17 protein-coding genes are annotated in these 18,276 nt (G+C 44.2%); 8 read left to right on the top strand and 9 right to left on the bottom strand.

The genetic code is table 11. The features are described from left to right. Positions 1-21: 21 nt before the first annotated feature. The 3 genes from QNI22_RS19010 to QNI22_RS19000 form a co-directional block, all read right to left on the bottom strand. Positions 22-207 (bottom strand): hypothetical protein, encoded by a 186-nt coding sequence (locus QNI22_RS19010; protein ID WP_313981155.1) that lies wholly within the window; start codon positions 205-207, stop codon positions 22-24. Positions 208-586: 379 nt separating this feature from the next. Continuing rightward, positions 587-841, bottom strand: a complete 255-nt coding sequence (locus QNI22_RS19005) for a hypothetical protein (RefSeq protein WP_314513067.1) — start codon at positions 839-841, stop codon at positions 587-589. 136 nt (positions 842-977) lie between these two features. Next, on the bottom strand, positions 978-1,394 hold the full coding sequence (locus QNI22_RS19000; RefSeq protein WP_313991929.1) for a hypothetical protein: 417 nt from the start codon (positions 1,392-1,394) through the stop codon (positions 978-980). A 398-nt stretch (positions 1,395-1,792) separates the two neighbouring features. On the opposite strand from QNI22_RS19000, the gene QNI22_RS18995 reads away from it, so the two are divergent. Continuing rightward, entirely contained in the window at positions 1,793-2,290 is a 498-nt protein-coding gene (locus QNI22_RS18995; RefSeq protein WP_313981163.1) for a CPCC family cysteine-rich protein, read from the top strand. Positions 2,291-2,351: 61 nt separating this feature from the next. On the opposite strand, the gene QNI22_RS18990 is transcribed toward QNI22_RS18995, so the two are convergent. The 5 genes from QNI22_RS18990 to QNI22_RS18970 all read right to left on the bottom strand — a co-directional run bounded on the left by QNI22_RS18990 (position 2,352) and on the right by QNI22_RS18970 (position 9,555). Then, entirely contained in the window at positions 2,352-2,585 is a 234-nt protein-coding gene (locus QNI22_RS18990) for a helix-turn-helix domain-containing protein (protein ID WP_313991935.1), read from the bottom strand. Between the two features lie 1,246 nt (positions 2,586-3,831). After that, entirely contained in the window at positions 3,832-6,003 is a 2,172-nt protein-coding gene (locus tag QNI22_RS18985; protein WP_314513064.1) for a VapE domain-containing protein, read from the bottom strand. 460 nt (positions 6,004-6,463) lie between these two features. After that, complete coding sequence (locus QNI22_RS18980; protein WP_314513061.1) at positions 6,464-8,032, bottom strand: DEAD/DEAH box helicase; 1,569 nt, start codon at positions 8,030-8,032, stop codon at positions 6,464-6,466. A gap of 3 nt (positions 8,033-8,035) precedes the next feature. Then, positions 8,036-8,386, bottom strand: a complete 351-nt coding sequence (locus tag QNI22_RS18975; RefSeq protein WP_314513060.1) for a helix-turn-helix domain-containing protein — start codon at positions 8,384-8,386, stop codon at positions 8,036-8,038. Between the two features lie 920 nt (positions 8,387-9,306). After that, a complete protein-coding gene (locus QNI22_RS18970) occupies positions 9,307-9,555 on the bottom strand; it encodes a hypothetical protein (RefSeq protein ID WP_314513058.1) in 249 nt (82 codons plus the stop codon). A 534-nt stretch (positions 9,556-10,089) separates the two neighbouring features. Between QNI22_RS18970 and QNI22_RS18965 the strand changes: the two genes are divergently transcribed. The 5 genes from QNI22_RS18965 (at position 10,090) to QNI22_RS18945 (ending at position 14,202) form a co-directional block, all read left to right on the top strand. Beyond that, on the top strand, positions 10,090-10,701 hold the full coding sequence (locus QNI22_RS18965; RefSeq protein WP_314513056.1) for a transposase: 612 nt from the start codon (positions 10,090-10,092) through the stop codon (positions 10,699-10,701). A 23-nt stretch (positions 10,702-10,724) separates the two neighbouring features. Further along, positions 10,725-11,528, top strand: coding sequence for a hypothetical protein (locus tag QNI22_RS18960; protein ID WP_314513054.1), 804 nt, complete (start codon positions 10,725-10,727; stop codon positions 11,526-11,528). Between the two features lie 143 nt (positions 11,529-11,671). After that, positions 11,672-12,325 carry a DUF5066 family protein gene (locus tag QNI22_RS18955; protein WP_314513053.1) on the top strand — a complete coding sequence of 218 codons (654 nt, stop codon included), beginning with the start codon at positions 11,672-11,674 and terminating at the stop codon, positions 12,323-12,325. A gap of 692 nt (positions 12,326-13,017) precedes the next feature. Then, entirely contained in the window at positions 13,018-13,644 is a 627-nt protein-coding gene (locus tag QNI22_RS18950; protein ID WP_314513051.1) for a class I SAM-dependent methyltransferase, read from the top strand. 51 nt (positions 13,645-13,695) lie between these two features. Then, positions 13,696-14,202, top strand: a complete 507-nt coding sequence (locus QNI22_RS18945) for a hypothetical protein (RefSeq protein ID WP_314513048.1) — start codon at positions 13,696-13,698, stop codon at positions 14,200-14,202. A gap of 32 nt (positions 14,203-14,234) precedes the next feature. Here QNI22_RS18945 and QNI22_RS18940 read toward each other — a convergent pair whose 3' ends face one another. Next, positions 14,235-14,570: a winged helix-turn-helix transcriptional regulator gene (locus QNI22_RS18940; RefSeq protein WP_313981188.1), complete on the bottom strand. Its 336-nt coding sequence runs from the start codon at positions 14,568-14,570 to the stop codon at positions 14,235-14,237. Positions 14,571-14,695: 125 nt separating this feature from the next. Between QNI22_RS18940 and QNI22_RS18935 the strand changes: the two genes are divergently transcribed. Both QNI22_RS18935 and QNI22_RS18930 read left to right on the top strand, forming a co-directional pair. Then, positions 14,696-15,070: a DoxX family protein gene (locus QNI22_RS18935; protein WP_314513047.1), complete on the top strand. Its 375-nt coding sequence runs from the start codon at positions 14,696-14,698 to the stop codon at positions 15,068-15,070. Between the two features lie 555 nt (positions 15,071-15,625). Next, complete coding sequence (locus QNI22_RS18930) at positions 15,626-18,013, top strand: ABC transporter permease (protein WP_314513045.1); 2,388 nt, start codon at positions 15,626-15,628, stop codon at positions 18,011-18,013. Positions 18,014-18,276: the final 263 nt, after the last annotated feature.

The following is an 18,276-nucleotide window of genomic DNA, read 5'->3' as shown; positions in this document are numbered from 1 at the left end:
TTGTGAATCCGTCCTGTTGTGTTATTTAGGGTCTCTCATGGAGAAGAAACCGACTGTTGAAATAAAGGCTAGCAGCGAAACGAACGATTGTGTGTCGATGCGATTCATCAGCCAGAGAATGTATCCTGAAAATGTGAATAAACCCAGGGTTGAGGTTTTCCAGTTGTCTAAGACGAACTGGATGTAGTCGTATATCGATTTTGCCATGTGGTTTTGTGGTTAGGTTATTAGAATGTGTAGGGGCGAACCTATGTGCCTGTCACGACCTGGCGTGATTCGCCCTGGTTGTTGCAAACCGCGTTTGTACATTTCCGATATTGTAGGGGCGGGGTTTACCCCCGCCCACATTCCTACCCGATCTATTAGGTTTTAGAAACACGATTCTGAATTTGTCATAGACAGGAATGAGATAAATGGATTGTCGGAATATCACAAACATGCGTGTTGGGAATGTGGGCCGGGGTAAACCCCGCCCCTACATTGGGTCGACATAAACCTAATCATTCGGGTGGGAAACGTCTGGGCGATCTGCCAATCGCCCCTACATTGCCGTAATATCACAAACGTTCGCCCCTACAGAAATCATCTACGGTCCTTTACAGGTGTCCCGGATCTGGAATACAGGTGCATAGGTGAAATTCTTCACATGTTTGATCTTCTCTACGTCCAGAGGTTGAATCGGGTGAGCTGCTACCTGTCTGGCTACGATGGACTCTATCTGTGCGTAGTCTATTGTCTCACATTCGTATACCTCTGCAGGGTTGAGTCTGTGCTCGGTAAAGATCCCGGTAGCCAGACCGAAGACGAAACACAGGGCGCTTAGTAAAAGTCGTAGTGGCATGCTATAGTGTTAGTGAAATAAGTGAGCGAGATAAAGCAGTCAGGGCAAATGGCTCTTTGAAAAAAGAAACAGCAGACTAAAAGTCTACTGCTTCTCACCTAAACCTTCTACTATGTAGGACCTATGCTTCCGATTATTAGGCTGGTAGCGTTGCCTTGTGGTTAGTGATGGTAGACATCGAGCCATCTATAACCGACAGGCGTTGTTCTACCTCATCCAGTTCCGATTCGTATAAAACCACCGCTGTAGTACCATATTGCAGTTTACGTTGTTGGGCTGTGAACAGCTTGTATTCCGCTTTCACCTTGCGGTTTTCCATCTCGGTTTTGGTAGAGCCTTCCGGCAATACGGCGATGATAGAAGTCAGGGAGTCTACTTCGGCTTCAGCGGATGCCAGGGTGGCTTCGATGTCGGAGGCCCGGTCAGCAGCGTTTCCGCGGCTGCGTGTCAGGGAGATTTGCTTGTACTCCAGATCGCTTTTCAGGTCGCTTAATTCGTCAAGGACTTTGTCGCAGTCTGTGCGTGAGGTGAGTAATGCTAATGTTAATGCCATTGGTTTTGTTTGGTTTGATGTGGAAATAGTAGCGTACAAAGGGTCGGTAGAGTGGGGCGTTGGTTGGGCTGCTGACAAGAGTCCTGGATCACTTGCAGGCAGGGATTGTAAGCCCCTTTTCTGACCGATTTCGTGATACAAAGATCGGCATTATGCAAATGCCAGTCCAACCGTTGTTGGAATAATGAAAACTCAGTTCAGCCGAATATTCACATAGGAATATTTGGAGGTGATAGTGGTATTCGGATAGGACAAAAAGCAGATTTTTATGCGTAGCTTTTGACATCTTTCCTGCATTTTGTTTCTTTGGTTAGAGGGAGGAAAGCTTTTTATTTAGAGTTGAATAATGTTAACGCAAAATCGAAACTACTATAATGAGCGTTTATTTAGTTAGAGATATGGCTATCAAATTAGTCGCTCAACTTGATTTTCTGGATATGCCAGAAGAAAAACGAATTGATCTAATGCACGAAATTTTGAGCTATAATGAGATAGAATATGATGAGAACTTAACTGACCCTGTGTATAGTAATGAGGTTATTTCTGTTATAGAAGAGAGGTATAGAGGCGTAAGAAATCAATTTATTGCTGCTGTCATTACGAAAAGGCTTCAGCTTGCCTATTCTATTACTATTGAAGGTATTCCTGATGATTTATATGCATGTCCCTGTTGTCAATATAAAACTTTGACCTCTCGGGGAGACTATGATATATGTGACATGTGTTCCTGGGAGGATGATGGAAATGATGATCTAATGCATTATAGTGGTCCAAATCATATGCTTCTAAAAGAGGGGAGGGCTAACTTTCTTACATATGGTTCTATGTATCCCTCTTCTAAAACTGTAAAATTAGCTTTTAGTGAAATTGATAAATATGAGAAAAAATCATACTAAACCTTACTAAATCCAAACGCTGGCCTTATTACTGACCAGCGTTTGGATTATCTAAGAATGCTTACCCCTCACTCACCTTCACCTCTCCCTCGCCGGATAGCACCCAGTTTACGTTGATCTGGTAGGTGTTGTACAGGCTCCAGAGGAAGAAGCAGCTGGGGAGGGATTGTCCTTTTTCGACTTTGGAGATGTTGCCCTGGCCCATGCCCAGCAGATGGGAAAAGTCGCGTTGGGATAGTTGCAGGATTTCGGTGCGAAGGTGGTAAATGCGGGTTCCGATGTTTTGTAAGTCCATGTGTTGATTTGTGTTTAAATGATGGTATATCTGTTTTTGTAGTAAAGGATGGTGAATTGTTTTGTTGAACCCTATGCTGTTCATTTGGTATCGTGAACGGTGTAGGGTTCATTTGTTTTTGTGAACAGCATACTGGTCACGGGTTGTAGTGAACGGTATGCTGTTCGGTTTGGTGTCTGATGCGTTGTTCTTTCATTTGTCTGTGTGATATGGTTTGATTGACCTGTTTATAGTTCAGAATGTGTATTGATATCGTGCCGTGATTCGCCCTGATTGTCGCAAACCGCGTTTGTGATATTCCGAAAATGTAGGGGCGGGGTTTACCCCCGCCCGACCGTTCCCCACCGAACGGCCAGATTTATGAAATAACCATTTCAGATGAATCCCAGACAGGGTCTGTGAGAATCGGATATTGCAGGGGCGAACCCGTGGGTTCGCCCACATTCCCCACGTGAATGATTCGATTTATCAAACAAACCTTTCGGATTGTCCCAAACGCGATCTGTGGGAACGTGGGCGACCGCCAGTCGCCCCTACATTTCACAATGATGGTTTACAAATCCCAGGCAGGGTTTGTGGGAACCAGGGCGAACACATGGGTTCGCCCCTACATTGCCGTAATATCACAAACGTTCGCGTTGGGAAACAGGGCAGGGGCAAGCCCTGCCCCTACATGGGTTCGGATTCCCACAAACCATGTTTGTATTAATCGGATTCTGTAGGGGCGATTCCCCTCCGAACGATTAGGATGATGCCGACCCGATGTAGGGGCGGGGTTTACCCCCGCCCACATTCCCAACCGAGAGACCAGGTTTATGAAATAACCATTTCAGATGAATCCACATCGGGTCTGCATCAAACACGGTATCGGAATGTGGCAAACGAGGTTCATTGGGTTAGGGTAATATCTTGGTTGCATATGTGTGTAGGATTAATTTTCTGAAAATGAGGCTATTACATGCGGGTCAGAAGGGTAAGAAGCGGGTAGGATGCGGGTCAGATGTAAAAGCCTGATAATCAGGTAGGGTAAGAAGGGGTAAGAATATTTTCTAGTCTACGTGTGTTATATATATAATATAAAAAGAAAATACTAAATATAGCATATACTAACCCTTTCTGTTCCTATTCTTCTGCTACCGTTTAGCCCTAAACATCTTACCCTTCTTACCCGCATTGATTATCAATCACTTAGATCTTGCCCGCAACTGACCCGCATCCGACCCTTCTGACCCCTTAGCTGCTGGTATTAAGCAACAGCCTGTTGCAGACATTCGTGAACATAATACCCATGTCGCTTTTGTTTCCCATGACCCAGAGTCGTTTTCTTCCACTTCAGAGCGGATATCGCTTTGCCGAGATTGATCGTATTCAGGTTGCGAATGTGGGTAGCGCCTTGTATGGTGTTTAGTATCTCACTGGTGCTGCGGAATATGCCTGTGGCTTCATCGGCTTCTTCATAGAATTTCAGCAGCAGTTCCTGTTCGGGTGTGCGCTGAATATAGTTTTCGGCTACTGTGTTGATGAGTACAAAGTCATTGGCATCAAAAGTGACATCCGGATTTTGCAGATAGATAAAATAGGCTTCCTTCCAGAGTTCGTACTTGTCTATGGCATTGTACTTTTCCTGATCTATCAGATCCGTTTCAATGATCGGGAAGCGGCGGTTGCCGGTCTGGTCTTTCAGGAACGTCTGTTCGTTGGTAGTACCTACAAAGTTACACAGGCGAGGCAGCGTGTCGGGTACGCGTTCATAGGCATAGCGGATGGTCACATTCTTCTGGGTGATGTGCGACTTCAGGGCATTTTCGCCGATGTTCTCAATCGAGTTAAATTCCTCATCAATGGCAATCCAGCGGGTGATCATCATCAGCTTATTATTATGAGAATCGGCCTTTTTAAAGCAATCTTCACTCACCAGTTCATCGCGGAAAGTAAACGACTCCGGCAACAGATTCAGGAAGAAGTGGCTCTTTCCTTTACCCTGTTCGCCGCACAAGGTCAGCATCACCGAGCTAGGCTTTCCGAAAGCAGAAGCCACACAGCCTATCAGCCATTTCGTCAGAATATGATCCGCATAGTCAACACCCTGTTTGCAGTTAAGGCATTCGGCCAGGTGACGGATATGACCAGCCGTAGGGTGGGCCATGCCTTCAAAGAATTCACGGATAGGGTTAAACTCAGGTACCAGCGAAGATTTCAGCACATCGGCTACCATATCTTTAGGGACATTCGTATGTAGTTTTTTAGAGGCATCCATATAGATGTCCATCAGACTTTTTTCGGTAAGAGGTTCGGCACCCTTGTAACACTTCTTATTAATCACATTACGGCGCACAGTAGCCTGGTATTCTTTCCAGTACTTTTCCAGACGCACCACCAGTGGCACCTTTTCCTCGCTGGCGTCCTTAGAAGCATAGACCTGCTCCACGATAGGCCGTGACATTTCCGGATCAATGCCGTCAAAATCCTGTAACGCCTTTACGGTTCCTTCTACCGTATTGTGTCCATTACGGCCCATCGTAGCTGAGGCAACAATGGCTCTGGTTTTATCGGTCGTAATGCTGATATCATGCTGTCGGCAATGCCACAGAAAGCTGGCAATGGTCACCTTGCGGGTAGCGTGGGCATTGTGTTTCAGGCAGGCTGTAAACTGCTCTTCGGCTACTCTGGGATCATACAAGGCAGAATACGAACTAATAGACATAAACCGCTCACGGCCTGCTTCGCCATAGTAGTCGGCCAGGGCAAAGCCAATGGCACACCACTGGAGGTAATTGCCTGTGATGTCAATCTGGCGACTATGAATCTGGTCAAACACGTGGTCCAGGTCATGGCGGCCAAAGAAGATCTGACGGGTATCTGGTTTGCGTTTTTCTCTTTCGGGATAGATTCTGAACGCCTGAGCATCAGGGTTCTGGATCATATCCGGATCAAAGCTCACAAAGCGCAGGCGTCCGAGGTTACGGCCACTGGGGTCCACAATCAGATTATAGGTCTGGAAGTAATACTGACGCAATCCGTCAAAGGCCTGTTCGTGCCGCTTGCCATCAATAGGCACAACCACACACAACCCCTGGCCTCCACAGCTTACAAACACCGCCCGTGTATACGGATCAGCTTCCAGACAGGCTTTCACCTGAGGCAGATTATCAATATGATCCAGGTCAATAGCAATATGGTCTGAATGTACTTTCAGGTTACGATCACTTTTTCCTCCTTCAAACACGCCGGCAATGGTTACGGCAGGCAGAGCGTTTTTACGTTTCTTACGGGCAGCTTCTTCTTTACAGGTACGCAATGCCAATACTTCATCCTGCCAGAGTCCTTGCCGGATGTTTTCCAGAAATATATCCAATGAATAAGCCTGTCCTTTTTTATCATACGCGTTTGTAAACAAAGTGATCGGTGTTGATTTCATGTGTTTGTGATTAGAGTGAAAAATGTATGGTTAGGTGAAAGTTGAATTTAATTGTGTCTATTACCCATGATTTATGTGTGCTATACCCCTCCCAAAGGGTCGCTATCTTTGCTGTTCTTCTGAAGGGAAAACCTATTCTGTTTTCTTCTGGAATCCTGAAAAGAGAATTTTTCTTTTCTGTCCTCTTATTCCCTTTTTTGTCCTCTTGAAAAACTCTTTCTTCTTTTGTCTCCCTAAAAGGAAACCATTCCCCCTTTTGTCCTTCTGAAAGAATCTTGTGACAAATAGTGCCTTGTCTGGGTTCTGAGAGAAAAAGATATTCTCCAGTCGGTACGGCCGCCGGTCTTGTCACAAGATTCTTTCAGAAGGACAGGAAGAGAGACATTCTTTCAGGAGGACAGAGTGGGTGATAAGGTGCTAAATCGGGTCCGAACGGACGTTCGAACCACTGCCCTCCACCTCAAAACCCTCCATGCTCCATGCTTTCCTGTTTCGCTTTGTGTTCGGCGAGGCGGTGGTCTACCCAGCGAGGGTGATAGCCTCGCAGGCGGGCAAACTCTTCGAGCATGGGCCGTGGATTGTCGTGGTTCAGAATGCAGTTAATGATCCAGCTCACTTTATAAGACTGCTTCTGTGTGCCAGGGTTACCCATCTGTGCCCGCATAAGCAGTTCAGTGACATTCATCTGATCCCAGGGCTTCTGCATCAGATAACTCCAGTCAATGACAATCTCCTGCGTTACAGCTTCCTGATGCGAGACCTTCACCTCACCGGAAGCCTGCTCAAATACATATCCGCAATACGGACACTGCGCTGTAGTGAGTGCAATCAACGATTCGCATGCGGGACAAGTCTTGACAGGGGCCACTTCCAGGTTAGCTTCCTTGCTATTCAGGAAGATGCATTTCCAGTCCCTGGGATCATGCCAGAAGCCTAGTTCCCGGATGTTATTGCCCATGTCAATGATGATGAATTCCTTCTTTGTGGCTGTAGTACGAGAGCCCCGTCCGCACATTTGCAAATACAGAGGTAATGAACGGGTAGCACGGTTTAAGACAATACACTCTACCGTAGGCTCGTCGAAGCCTGTAGTCAGAATGCCGCAGTTGACCAGAATCGCATCGGGTGTAAGCGCAAACCACTGCAGGATAGCTTTTCGTTCTTCTTCCGGTGTGTCCGAATTCACAAAACGCACCTGTTCATGTACTTCTGCAAAGGCCTGCGCTGTGCGAAGTGTATGCAGAATATTCACACAAAAGATCAGCGTCTTTTTACCCAGCGCATGTTTATACCAGTTGGCTACACAACCTTTATAAAGGGCGGGTTTATTAAAGTCGGCATAGAGCTCGCTGGTATTATAGTCCCCATCCAGTCCTTTGCCAGCCTGTAGCTGAACAGGTACAGCAAAGTATCTGGGCAGAGCCAGGTAGCCTGCTTCAATTAAGGAAAGGATATAGGTACCTACCACAATGTCCTCAAAGTAGGTATTCAACGGAGCCTGCTTACTCGACGACAGCGGAGTAGCCGTAGCACCTACCATAGGTGTATGCTCATGAAACTCCAGAACCTTCCGGAAGTTACCTTTGTGTGCTTCGTCTATAATAATAAGGTGCAGATCCGGAATGCTCCAGCCTTTTTCCAGTCTGCGGTGATAGGTTTCTACCATCGCCACAATCACCCGCTGATCGGGCATGGATTTACAGCCTGCACGCAATATACCTGCCTGCATACCCGCTCTTTCCAGCGTAGCTGCCGCCTGATACAACAGCTCTATGCGATCTGTCAGGATTAGCACACGGGCATGTGGCGTACTCGCTAACGTACGCCGTGTCAGCTCTGCAAAGGTGACCGTCTTTCCGGCTCCTGTAGGCAGGCATAGGATTACCCGCCGAATACCAGACTGGTGCCGTTTCATAAGTTCCGTAATACTATATTCCTGATAGTCACGCAGCTGCAAGGCAGGCGTGATGTTGGGCAAAGCTTCGCCATCCACGCCCGAAACGTGGTCCAAAAAGTCCGTATGTGTCATGGATTAGCGGTTTGGAGTGGCTACCGGAACAGACTTCTGTGACAGATGGCGTTGGATTTCCTGCTCCATTTCCTGAAGCGTTTTGTGCTTACCATCTTTGATCCACTGGTAGAGATCACGGGAGCTGAAGTAGAGCTTTTTACGCTGTTTCATAAAGGGAATCAATCCTTCGGAAGCCATAGTATAGATAGTAGATTTAGCCAGCCCGGTGATTTCCATGGCGAGTTCAATACCACCCAGGCGATCATTTTCCAGGGTACGGTCAGGAGCCTGCGTGTAATCAGCAGTCAGTTCAGACAAAAGGGTTTCGATCCGCGTCAGGCGGCAAATTACTTCTTCGTAAGAAGTGTGCATGAGAGTGTGGGGTTAGTGGTGAAAAAAACGACCAGAAACCCGCTGAGAGAACGAATAAAAACAAACAAAAAAATACGTAATAGTAACAGTATATATATGTATCGTAATCCAGGCAGAACGATACAAAAAAATACAAGCACAAAACTTGCTTTTCTAAACTTTTCACTACCTTTGTATACCGCTGCTGCACGATGTGTTCCGAGGGTTTTGTTTTCCTGTCAGTTATCTGTTTTCCAATAACTTTTTCCAAGAATCTCCTTACCCTATCGAACCAGTTACAGCAGTAGTTGGTTATTTAATCTGTTTGTAAGTGATAAAAATAAAAACACTTTTCTGTTAGCGCAGAAGAGAGGTTTATTCCGCCAAGGGATGGTCAAGTTTCCTAGGCCTAAACATCCTTTGGTATCAGGGGCTCGTTCTCGTAACGGGCTCTTTTTTTGCCTTTATATCAGAATCTTCCGATTAAAGCTTCTAAATTATCCTTTAGTTTTTCATTGTTTTTTGATTGTAAGAAGTCATACTGCCGGTTTGTTTTCGAATGCTGCTGTTTTAGTGTGTTGTTTGTGACTATTCTTTAATAATATGTCGCGAAGGTATTAGTTCTGTCTTTATAATACAAGTAAAATACATAAGATTTTTCCTGTTTTGTGAAAAATAATAATAGGATTACAGACGTTATCTATATTTACTCACACAATAATATAAAACAGAATTTTGCATTTTACTGATTAACAGGCAATAACAAACACAGATAGAAATCTCGGTGTATTAAAAGGTAAATATTCTGGTAATGTATAATTTTCCTGCACAAAACAACCCATAAAAGAAAGCGGTGAGCAATCTATGTGAAAAACTTGATTTAAGGCCTCGCAGAAGCTCTATAACCTAAAATCTTCACGAAGACGATATGGAGATGGATTTTACCTCAGAATCGCTCTAATGCGTTCTAAATGCGTAGGAGAAAGAGAATGGACCTGCCGATAGGTGATACGGGCATACAGGCCTGCAATAAACAGACATACTGTAGTGGCGACTGGCGGTCGCCCTGGTTCCCACAGACCCTGTACAATTATGTCTGATAAATCCAATCGGTCGGTGGGGAATGGTCGGGCGGGGGTGAACCCCGCCCCTACATTTTCGTGTGGGATAGTTTCATTTAGAACCATCATTACACAAAATCCCGGTTTCTAAACCGCCTGACAATGGCGTATATACCCTCCAGGTCAGAAATTCCCGCAAATACGCGATTCTGGCGCGGTTCAGGTTGTATGTTATTTTAGAGGTCTGCGCGATTTGGCTCAGAAATGCGATATAAGCCTCGAAAGATCGTTTATAAGCCATTATCTGCCACAAGTCGATTTAAGAGTGTCAAAACAGAATTAAATCGCTCTAATCGCTTCTAATGCGTTCTGAAAGCCTCACTAGAAACAAGACCGGAAAAACACAATTTTGAGAGAGTACTCAGATGACAGACTGATTATCAATAGCTTACATATTTGATGTTTTTTATTACAAAATACTCTGTCTTTTTAACGTATATTTTCACCAGATTGCTACTTCTAAAACAAGAACATTTCACCATTTTCAGCCATCGCTTCCAGAAATTTTATAAAATATGTGGAACCCGATAGAAGAGGGGAGGGATGAGTATTTCAATGTAAAATCAATCAATAATTCCTGAATAACATTCTCCGGATTATAGTATGTCTTTATATTTTTACTTTCATCCCGATCTGCATCATCGGCGGTCTATCCGACTGAACGGATACGACTATAGCCAGGCAGGGTTGTATTTTATTACCATCTGCACCCATGAAAGGCAGTGTGTTTTTGGCGAGGTGATTACTGGGGAGATGGTGTTGAATCCTTTAGGAGATATCGCCTATCGTGTTTGGCATACCTTACCAGAGCGTTTTCCTACAATTAGTTTAGATGCCTTTATCGTCATGCCTAATCACATACATGCCATTCTGGTTCTGAATGAAACTATCCCACACGAAAATGTAGGGGCAGGGCTTGCCCCTGCCCAGCCAGACGAGGTGCCATCTACGCCCATATCCGAACATACCGATGGGAACGGTCGGGCAGGGGCAAGCCCTGCCCCTACAGTCTCTGCGGTGATTGGCGTCTACAAATCATTGGTGTATAAAGAATGTTTGGCAATCTTCAAATCCAGAAACGAAACTATGGGCAAATTATGGCAGCGCAACTACCATGAACACATCATCCGCAATCAACCTGCCTATGAAAAAATTACAGATTATATTCTCGCCAATCCTCAGAAATGGGAACAGGATTCGCTCTATCAACGATAGCTCCCTGATAACAGCTACACTTTATGACAGATACACACAAAGAAATAACAGACTTGCTGATTCAAAAGTCTGCAATAGATCCCAAAGACCCTGCCTATATGGTGCATTGCCAAAAGGTATTGGACTATCTGCAAACAAGAAAGAAAGAGGTAATTGACTTTATAGACCAGCTTACAGATACCCAACTTCTGTTTCAACTCTCGCCATTCTTCGAGAACCTGGCTGTTGAGTTTCAAAGTACACGCTTTATCGACGCCATTGAAAAACTCCCTCGTCGGTTTTCCTATCTTGGCAAGGACGAAATGTATCTTCTGACACTGGATATAGTGGAAGCTCAGAAGAAGACGCTTACAGCAGATGAACTAAGCTTTGTTTATCATATAAAACGACTGGATGAACTGTGCGCACAAGGAGAAGATAAACTTATCGCACGGATAGAGCAAACCGAAGATCAGACATTTTTATTAGAAATAGTAGAACTGTTACTTGAAATTACCGACCAGCTCAAAAGTCATCGGGTAATAGATGCAGTAGAAAAGGTGGTGCATAAACTGGAAAACCCGAAGGATCAGGAAGAAGCCGTTTCGTCAATCCAGGAAGCCAGAGAACTACTGATTTCAGACGAGAATATGCTTAAAAGGAAACAGGAATTTGAGCAAAAAAAGCATGAATTTGATGGAATCCTTATAATCGCCAAAGAGGTACTGGATCTCAAAGAAGACATTTCAATAAAAGATCTTGCCAAAATCATGAAAGAGCTTAGCGAGTCCGGGCAGTCAGAAAAAGTACTCGAAATAGGGAGGTTAATATTGAAACAACTTAAGTGATGATAAAGGTCGTATAGTCATCTGCTGAACATTATGAGATTGACATTATCTAGGTAAAGAACTATACTAAAACTTTCAGCGTACCTTCCCGTACAAGCACCTACTTACCCAAACAGACACACAAAACTACACAAGCTTACTGCATGGAATTACTCGCCTACTTCGTTTCTCAACTACCTGTGATTAACCTCAATGAAACGCTGGCTCCTATGCCGGAGGAAGAAATCGAACGGATACGTATTTCTCAATTCAGGGATGGCAGTGGAGCTTTGATGCCTTTGCCTGAAAGTGTAAAAGCTATTCTTCGGTATGACAGGCATTTTAAAATAGCCAAAAACTATCCGCCACTACTCAACTACCTGCTCACGTCGCTGGATGCAAACTATCGTGTGCCTTCGGTAACCATCACCCAACTCATCCGGCAGGATTCCCTTATCGGTGTAGGTCTGAACCTCATTCCGGAGTCGCTTTACATCTGGCACGATACCCCTGAGATGCCAGCACTGCTGCCTGTAACGCACTTTGGCGACCAGATCGTGATGCTTTACATTACCAAGCTAACAAAGGAAGGCGAATACCCGATTGCCCGGTTTGACAATGAACCCTGTGTATGGATAAGTCAGTCTTCCCTTATCGACTATGTGTTGTCTGTAACAGGCAAGGCATCCGATATACAGAAAGCTGATTTTGAGAAGAAGAAAAAGGCACTATCAACCAAATACAAAGCGTTTGTGAAGCAGGAAGCCTTCAGCCAAAACCCTGAACTCACTCCTTATTTTAATGCGCTGAGTGATTAAAGGGAAGGAGTCCTTTCCCGGTCTTCGTGAAAAGATAACTCCCTCTTCGTGAAAGGACACCCCTGAAAAAATCACTACTTTCTTTTTGTGCTTCTGAAAGAAACATTCCCATCGCTGTTGTTCAGAGAAGGGTCTGTCTTCTTCCTGTTGAAAGGATTATACTCTTTCTGTCCTCCTGAAAGGATCTCCATTTCTCCTCCCTGTCCTCCTGAAAGGAACTCGTGACAAGACCGGTGGCTTTTCCGACTGGAGTTTATTTTTTCTCTCACAAAACACAGATCACTCTATTTGTCACGAGGTCCTTTCAGGAGGACAGGAGAGGGGGATAAGCCTTTCAGGAGGACAGGAGAGGGTGTTCTTTCCAGCATCGCAAAAAGGGGACAGAAAGTCTATAAAGCCAAAATACTGAGGGACAGAAAAAAGGAATAATCTTTTCAGTCGAACAGAGAAGGGAAGAAGGTTCTTTTCAGGATTCTATAAGAAGGCATACCCGAAAGCGGGGTGGTTAACCTGCCTGGACTCTAAGGAAAGCCACAAGCAGATGCATATTTTCTGGTAGTTCAAACATCGAATTTCTAAATAACGCCACAAAGCAAACTCCAAAGAACCAGAACTACTAAAATCGTGTTCCTCTACTCATACCAGACTGTTCCAGCCAATTACATTACGGAATCATAGCCTTACAGGAGAACATGCCAGACCAAACAGACAAACCCGAATTCTGGGAAAAGAACTTTATCGAAAAGAAAGAAATGTGGGGCTTTGAGCCATCAAAGTCTGCCTTAATAACAAAAGATTTTTTTGTCGAAAAATCTGTAAAAAACATCCTTATTCCTGGCATTGGCTACGGACGAAATGCACAGGTTTTCAGAGACAACGGAATAACCGTAACAGGGATCGAGATCTCAAAAACGGCTATCGAGATGGCAAGAAAGCATTATGGCACAGACATGACTATCTACCATGGTTCTGTAACAGATATGCCCTTTGACAACAACCACTATGATGGCATATTCTGCTATGCATTAATTCATTTATTAGACAGCAGCGAGAGAGAAAAACTCATCCTGGACTGCTATAACCAGCTGACAGAGAATGGTTATATGGTGTTTACAGCTATCACAAAAGAGGCTCATACCTATGGCAAAGGCAAGTTTATCAGCAAGGATCGGTACGAAATATTCGACGGAGTCAACATGTTCTTTTATGACAGAGAATCCATCCAGGCAGAGTTTGGCCAGGCTGGCTTAGTCGAAATCACAGAAGTAAGCGAGAACTTCCCGTTCTTTTTAATTACATGCCAAAAAAACGGTAACTAAGTACCACCTTCAACGTTTACTTATACAGACTAGCTAGAAGAAACGAAAGCTATGAATGTACTTTTTCATACAACAACTGCCATTGGTGTAGCCGTTTTATTAACAAACACAAATCAACTTGAAAAGGCAAATTCTCTTACAAATCGAATAACAACAGGAATAGTGGCATTTACAGTAGGAGCGATTTCACATGGTGCACTGGATTATATTCCACACTGTTATCCTATTAATTCCAAAATCGATGTTGCCATTGGCCTGGTTATGATCTTAGTGGTTACCTGGCTGACACATAAACGATACCGGATAATCGTCGGGGCATCTTTTTTAGGCTGTATATTTCCTGATATAGCAGATTTATCACCTGCCATTATGAATAAACAAGTAGGATTGAACTTACCTGTTTTCCCTAAAATCTTTCCCTGGCACTGGCATGCTTATTCAGGTTCAATCTATACTGGAGACTGCAATGTATCCACGATCAATCATCTGCTTTTAATTGTAGTCATATGTGCCATCTGCTGGTACAGACAGGAAGATGTAAAGCGTATGATAGGATAGCAGGTCATTATAATGAGGCAGATGCAGAGAGCTTATTTTCCTATAATCTGCCTTCTGTGTTCCAATCCCCAATCATAGAGCTCCTTCATCACTTTTTCAAGAGACTTGCCATGTTCGGTGATCGAATATTCCACTACCGACAGCTCGGAAACCTCTCTTGTAATCAACTTATTTAGCTCCAGTTCTTTTAGCTCTTTTGACAGCATCTTGTCAGAGATGCCGCTTACATCTTTCGCAATCTCCTTAAATCGCTTAGTACCTGCCGATAGAGAGATTAGAATCGGAAGCTTCCATCTTCCATCCATTGTTTCTATGGCATCCTTGATAGCCAGTATACTCTTGGGGCATCCACCATCCTGTGTTAGCATCTCTTTTGGCGTTTTGTAGGGTTAAGTCTTCGTTTCACTAACCTGGCGGTTAGCGCTAACCACCAGGTTAGTAGCCACAACTGGCTACCAAAGTTACATACTTTTGATTCATAATTAAAAAGCCTATGTTATCTAAAACCAAACGTATTACGGCCATTGTACTGGTGGCCCTTACTGCCCTGATGCTTATAGTGGGTGGAGTGCTGAAACTGCTCGGAGCCGAACCCGAATCGGTGGTACAGTTTCTGACTCACGCCGGATTCGGACACCTTATGCCGGTTCTTGGAATTACAGAATTAGGTATAGCAGGCCTTTTGCTGTATCCTAAAACCAACAAGATAGGATTTCTGCTAACAAGCTGTTATTTAAGCGGAGCCTTATCCCTGGAAATATCTGCAGGTGCACCACCCGCCTCTCTTATGTTTCTGGTGCTGATCTGGATCGCGATGTTTCTTAAAAACAAAGAAATGTTTTTGCCCTCTACTGAAAACCATCAATGATATAATCCCAAAGGGATTATCGTGTCCCAGACCTTTCTGGAAAAGAGGTCTGGAAATAAAGAAAATAACACTATACCTGTCCTCCCGAAAGGACCTCTCTTCGGTGTCCTTCTGAAAGAATCTTGTGACAAATAGAGCCGCGTTTGGTTTTGGAGAGAAAAAAATATTCTCAGAAACCAAAGACCGCCGGTCTTGCCACGAGTTCCTTTCAGGAGGACAGGAAAGGGAGTGAGAGGGCAGAAAAAGAGAACTTTCTCTAAAACATTCAAAAATGAAAAAGCTTTGGGACATGATAAGTCCCAAAGACTGGCCCTGCGTTATTATTTATAGCATAAACTAATCTACTCTGCTTTTCTACACCCTGTTCGTCGCTGAACAAGGTGTGTTCATTTTCGGACAGTCGGTGGCTCTTTATTCCAATAAATCTTCATTTATCAGCGAAAAAATGCCTCTTTACGATTTTGGCTTTATAATTGAACGTTTCTTTATCCAGAAAACTAAGAAGCCTCTATGTGATTTTTTGTTTTTAGCCATCAAACTACTATTTCCAATTTTATGCTTAAAAACTATCTTCTTATTGCCATTCGCAACCTATGGCGTAATAAGCTCTACTCGGCCATTAATATAGGAGGATTAGCACTTGGCCTGGCAGTCAGTATGCTGATCATGCTCTATGTAGTACATGAGTATAGCTATGATCACTTTCATACTCATTCCGGGAAGATCGTACGCACTATCTATAGAGCCAAAATGGGAGAGAATTTCATACAAATGAATCTATTCTCAATGCCCTTTGGGCCAGCTGTCAAACAAAACAGTGCCCATGTAGAAGACTTCGTGCGCATGCGGACATCTAACCGGGTTGTTATAAAGACAGACGACGATCAGAAGTTTTATGAAGAAAAATTCCTTTTCGCAGATCCTTCCGTATTTACCGTTTTTTCATTCCCTCTTCTAAAAGGCAATGTCCAACATGTGCTCAAAAAGCCGTTTTCGGTCGTGATAAGTGAACAGATTGCACACAAATATTTCGGAGACAAAGATCCGGTCGGACAAACACTGACTTACGACGAAAAACACCTTTTTGAGATCACAGGTGTTGTCAAAGATGCCCCCTCCAACTCTACACTCACCTACGACTTTATTGCCTCTCTGCCCAGCTATGACGCTATTCAAAAGCAGGAAGGACCCGACTATTATGCCTCTCAGAATGCTAAAATCGGCCCGGGAGCCTATGAAACGTACTTTTTACTGAAAGACGGATCTGATCTGCCTCTGGTACAGAAAGCTATTCCGTCAGTAGTAACCAAAGAAGAAGGTTCAGTGTTACAGTTCCAGTATGTGCTGGACCCTCTGCTGAATATTCACTTTGGAAACAACTTTGGCGACTCTTCAAACCTCCAGTATGTCTGGATATTTATGGGAGTGGCTGTGCTGATCCTGTTCCTGGCACTGTTTAACTACATGAGTCTGTCTACAGCCCGTGCCACCAAACGTGCCAAAGAAGTAGGTGTACGCAAGGTAATGGGAGCTGACCGTAAGCGTATAGCCGGACAGTTTTATATGGAATCTATGCTGATCAGCCTTGTCTCATTTGTGCTGGGACTGGTTTTGCTGCAATTCCTGAAGCCTGTTTTTCTTAACACCCTACAGCTCAAGATAGACACCGACTTCCTGTTTAGTCCGTTATTTGTTATGGTCCTTACAGGTCTGCTCATCGTAACCATTCTTATTGCAGGAAGTTATCCGTCACTGGTTCTGTCTGGCTTTAGCCCTATTCAGGCTCTCAAAGGCAAAGTAAGCATGACAGGTACCGCCGTTCGCAAAGGATTTATCGTGTTTCAGTTTGCCGTGTCTATGGTTCTTATAGCAGGCAGCATCTTTATTCAGCAACAAATCGCCTTTATCCGCAATCAGAAAATAGGCATGAACAAAGAGCAGGTGCTGATGATACCGCTGGACAAAGAATTCAAAAACAACTATATCCGTTTTCGAAACGATATCCGTCAGCAGACAGGCGTACGTTCTGTGGCCGCTGCCGGCTCTCCGCTCTTCTCAGGTGGATGGAATGTGATCTTCACAAAAACGCCAGATGGTCAGCAGGATATTTCAATAAATTACATGATTGTCGACGAGGAATTTCTGAAAACACTGGAAATCGAATGGGCTATTCCTCCAGCTATCGAAAGTCAGATTAGCCTCAATGATAAAATCATTATCAACCAAAAGGCTATTGCCAAACTAAACCTGAAAGGCAACCCAATTGGGAAGCAACTCGAATGGGATGGGGCCAAGGAAATAGCCGGCGTGGTCAAAAACTTTAACTTTAGTTCACTTAAATATGAAATAAATGACCTGGCACTAAAGGTAGTAAAAGACACCTCACAAATCCTTGCCAGCCAGGGAGGCCATCTGTTTGTACGCGTAGATCCTAAAGCCAACCTCCCCAAAACTCTGGCACAGATAGAGCATCTGTATACTACATATCAGACCAAAAAGCCTTTTGAGTATCAGTTTCTGGACGACGCTTTTGACAAGATGTATAAATCCGAACATCGTCTGGCAGCTATGATGAAAGCATTTACGGGAGTAGCCATCTTTATAGCCTGTCTGGGGCTGTTTGGACTGATCGCCTTCGTGGCCGAAATGCGTACCAAAGAAATAGGCATCCGGAAAGTATTGGGAGCTTCGGTATCCAGCATTGTGTTACTGCTATGCCAGGACTTTATCCGTCTGGTTGTTTTCGCCATTATTCTTGCCACTCCGATAGCCTGGTATGTCACCAATCAATGGCTGCAGGAGTTTGCCTACCGTATTGAGATTTCATGGATAGTATTTGCGCTGGCAGGTATAGGTGCCATTGTCCTGGCAGTCTGTACCATCAGTATACAGGCTATCAGCGCTGCCCGTGTCAATCCCATTAAGTCCTTACGTACAGAGTAACCGTAAGATTGTTCGATTGTAAACAGAGGGTGACTGCATATGGTCACTCTTTGTTTTTTAGCCAGTAAACAGTACCAACAAAACCAGTAGCACAAAAAATCCCTCTGTCAACGTCTGAGGCCATTATCCTAATTATCCGTAGGATTATCCTGGATAGAAAGACCTCCTCTGTTTTTTACTTTCGGGATAATGCTATTATCCTGTCCCATATATTTTCAGGGAAGGATGTCTGTAGATAAAGAATCATTTCCTCCCTGTTCTCC

Source organism: Xanthocytophaga agilis (genome assembly GCF_030068605.1).
Taxonomy (GTDB): Bacteria; Bacteroidota; Bacteroidia; order Cytophagales; family 172606-1; genus Xanthocytophaga; species Xanthocytophaga agilis.
The sequence above is the reverse complement of the archived record's forward strand: the minus strand, read 5'-3'. Positions and strand labels throughout refer to the sequence as shown.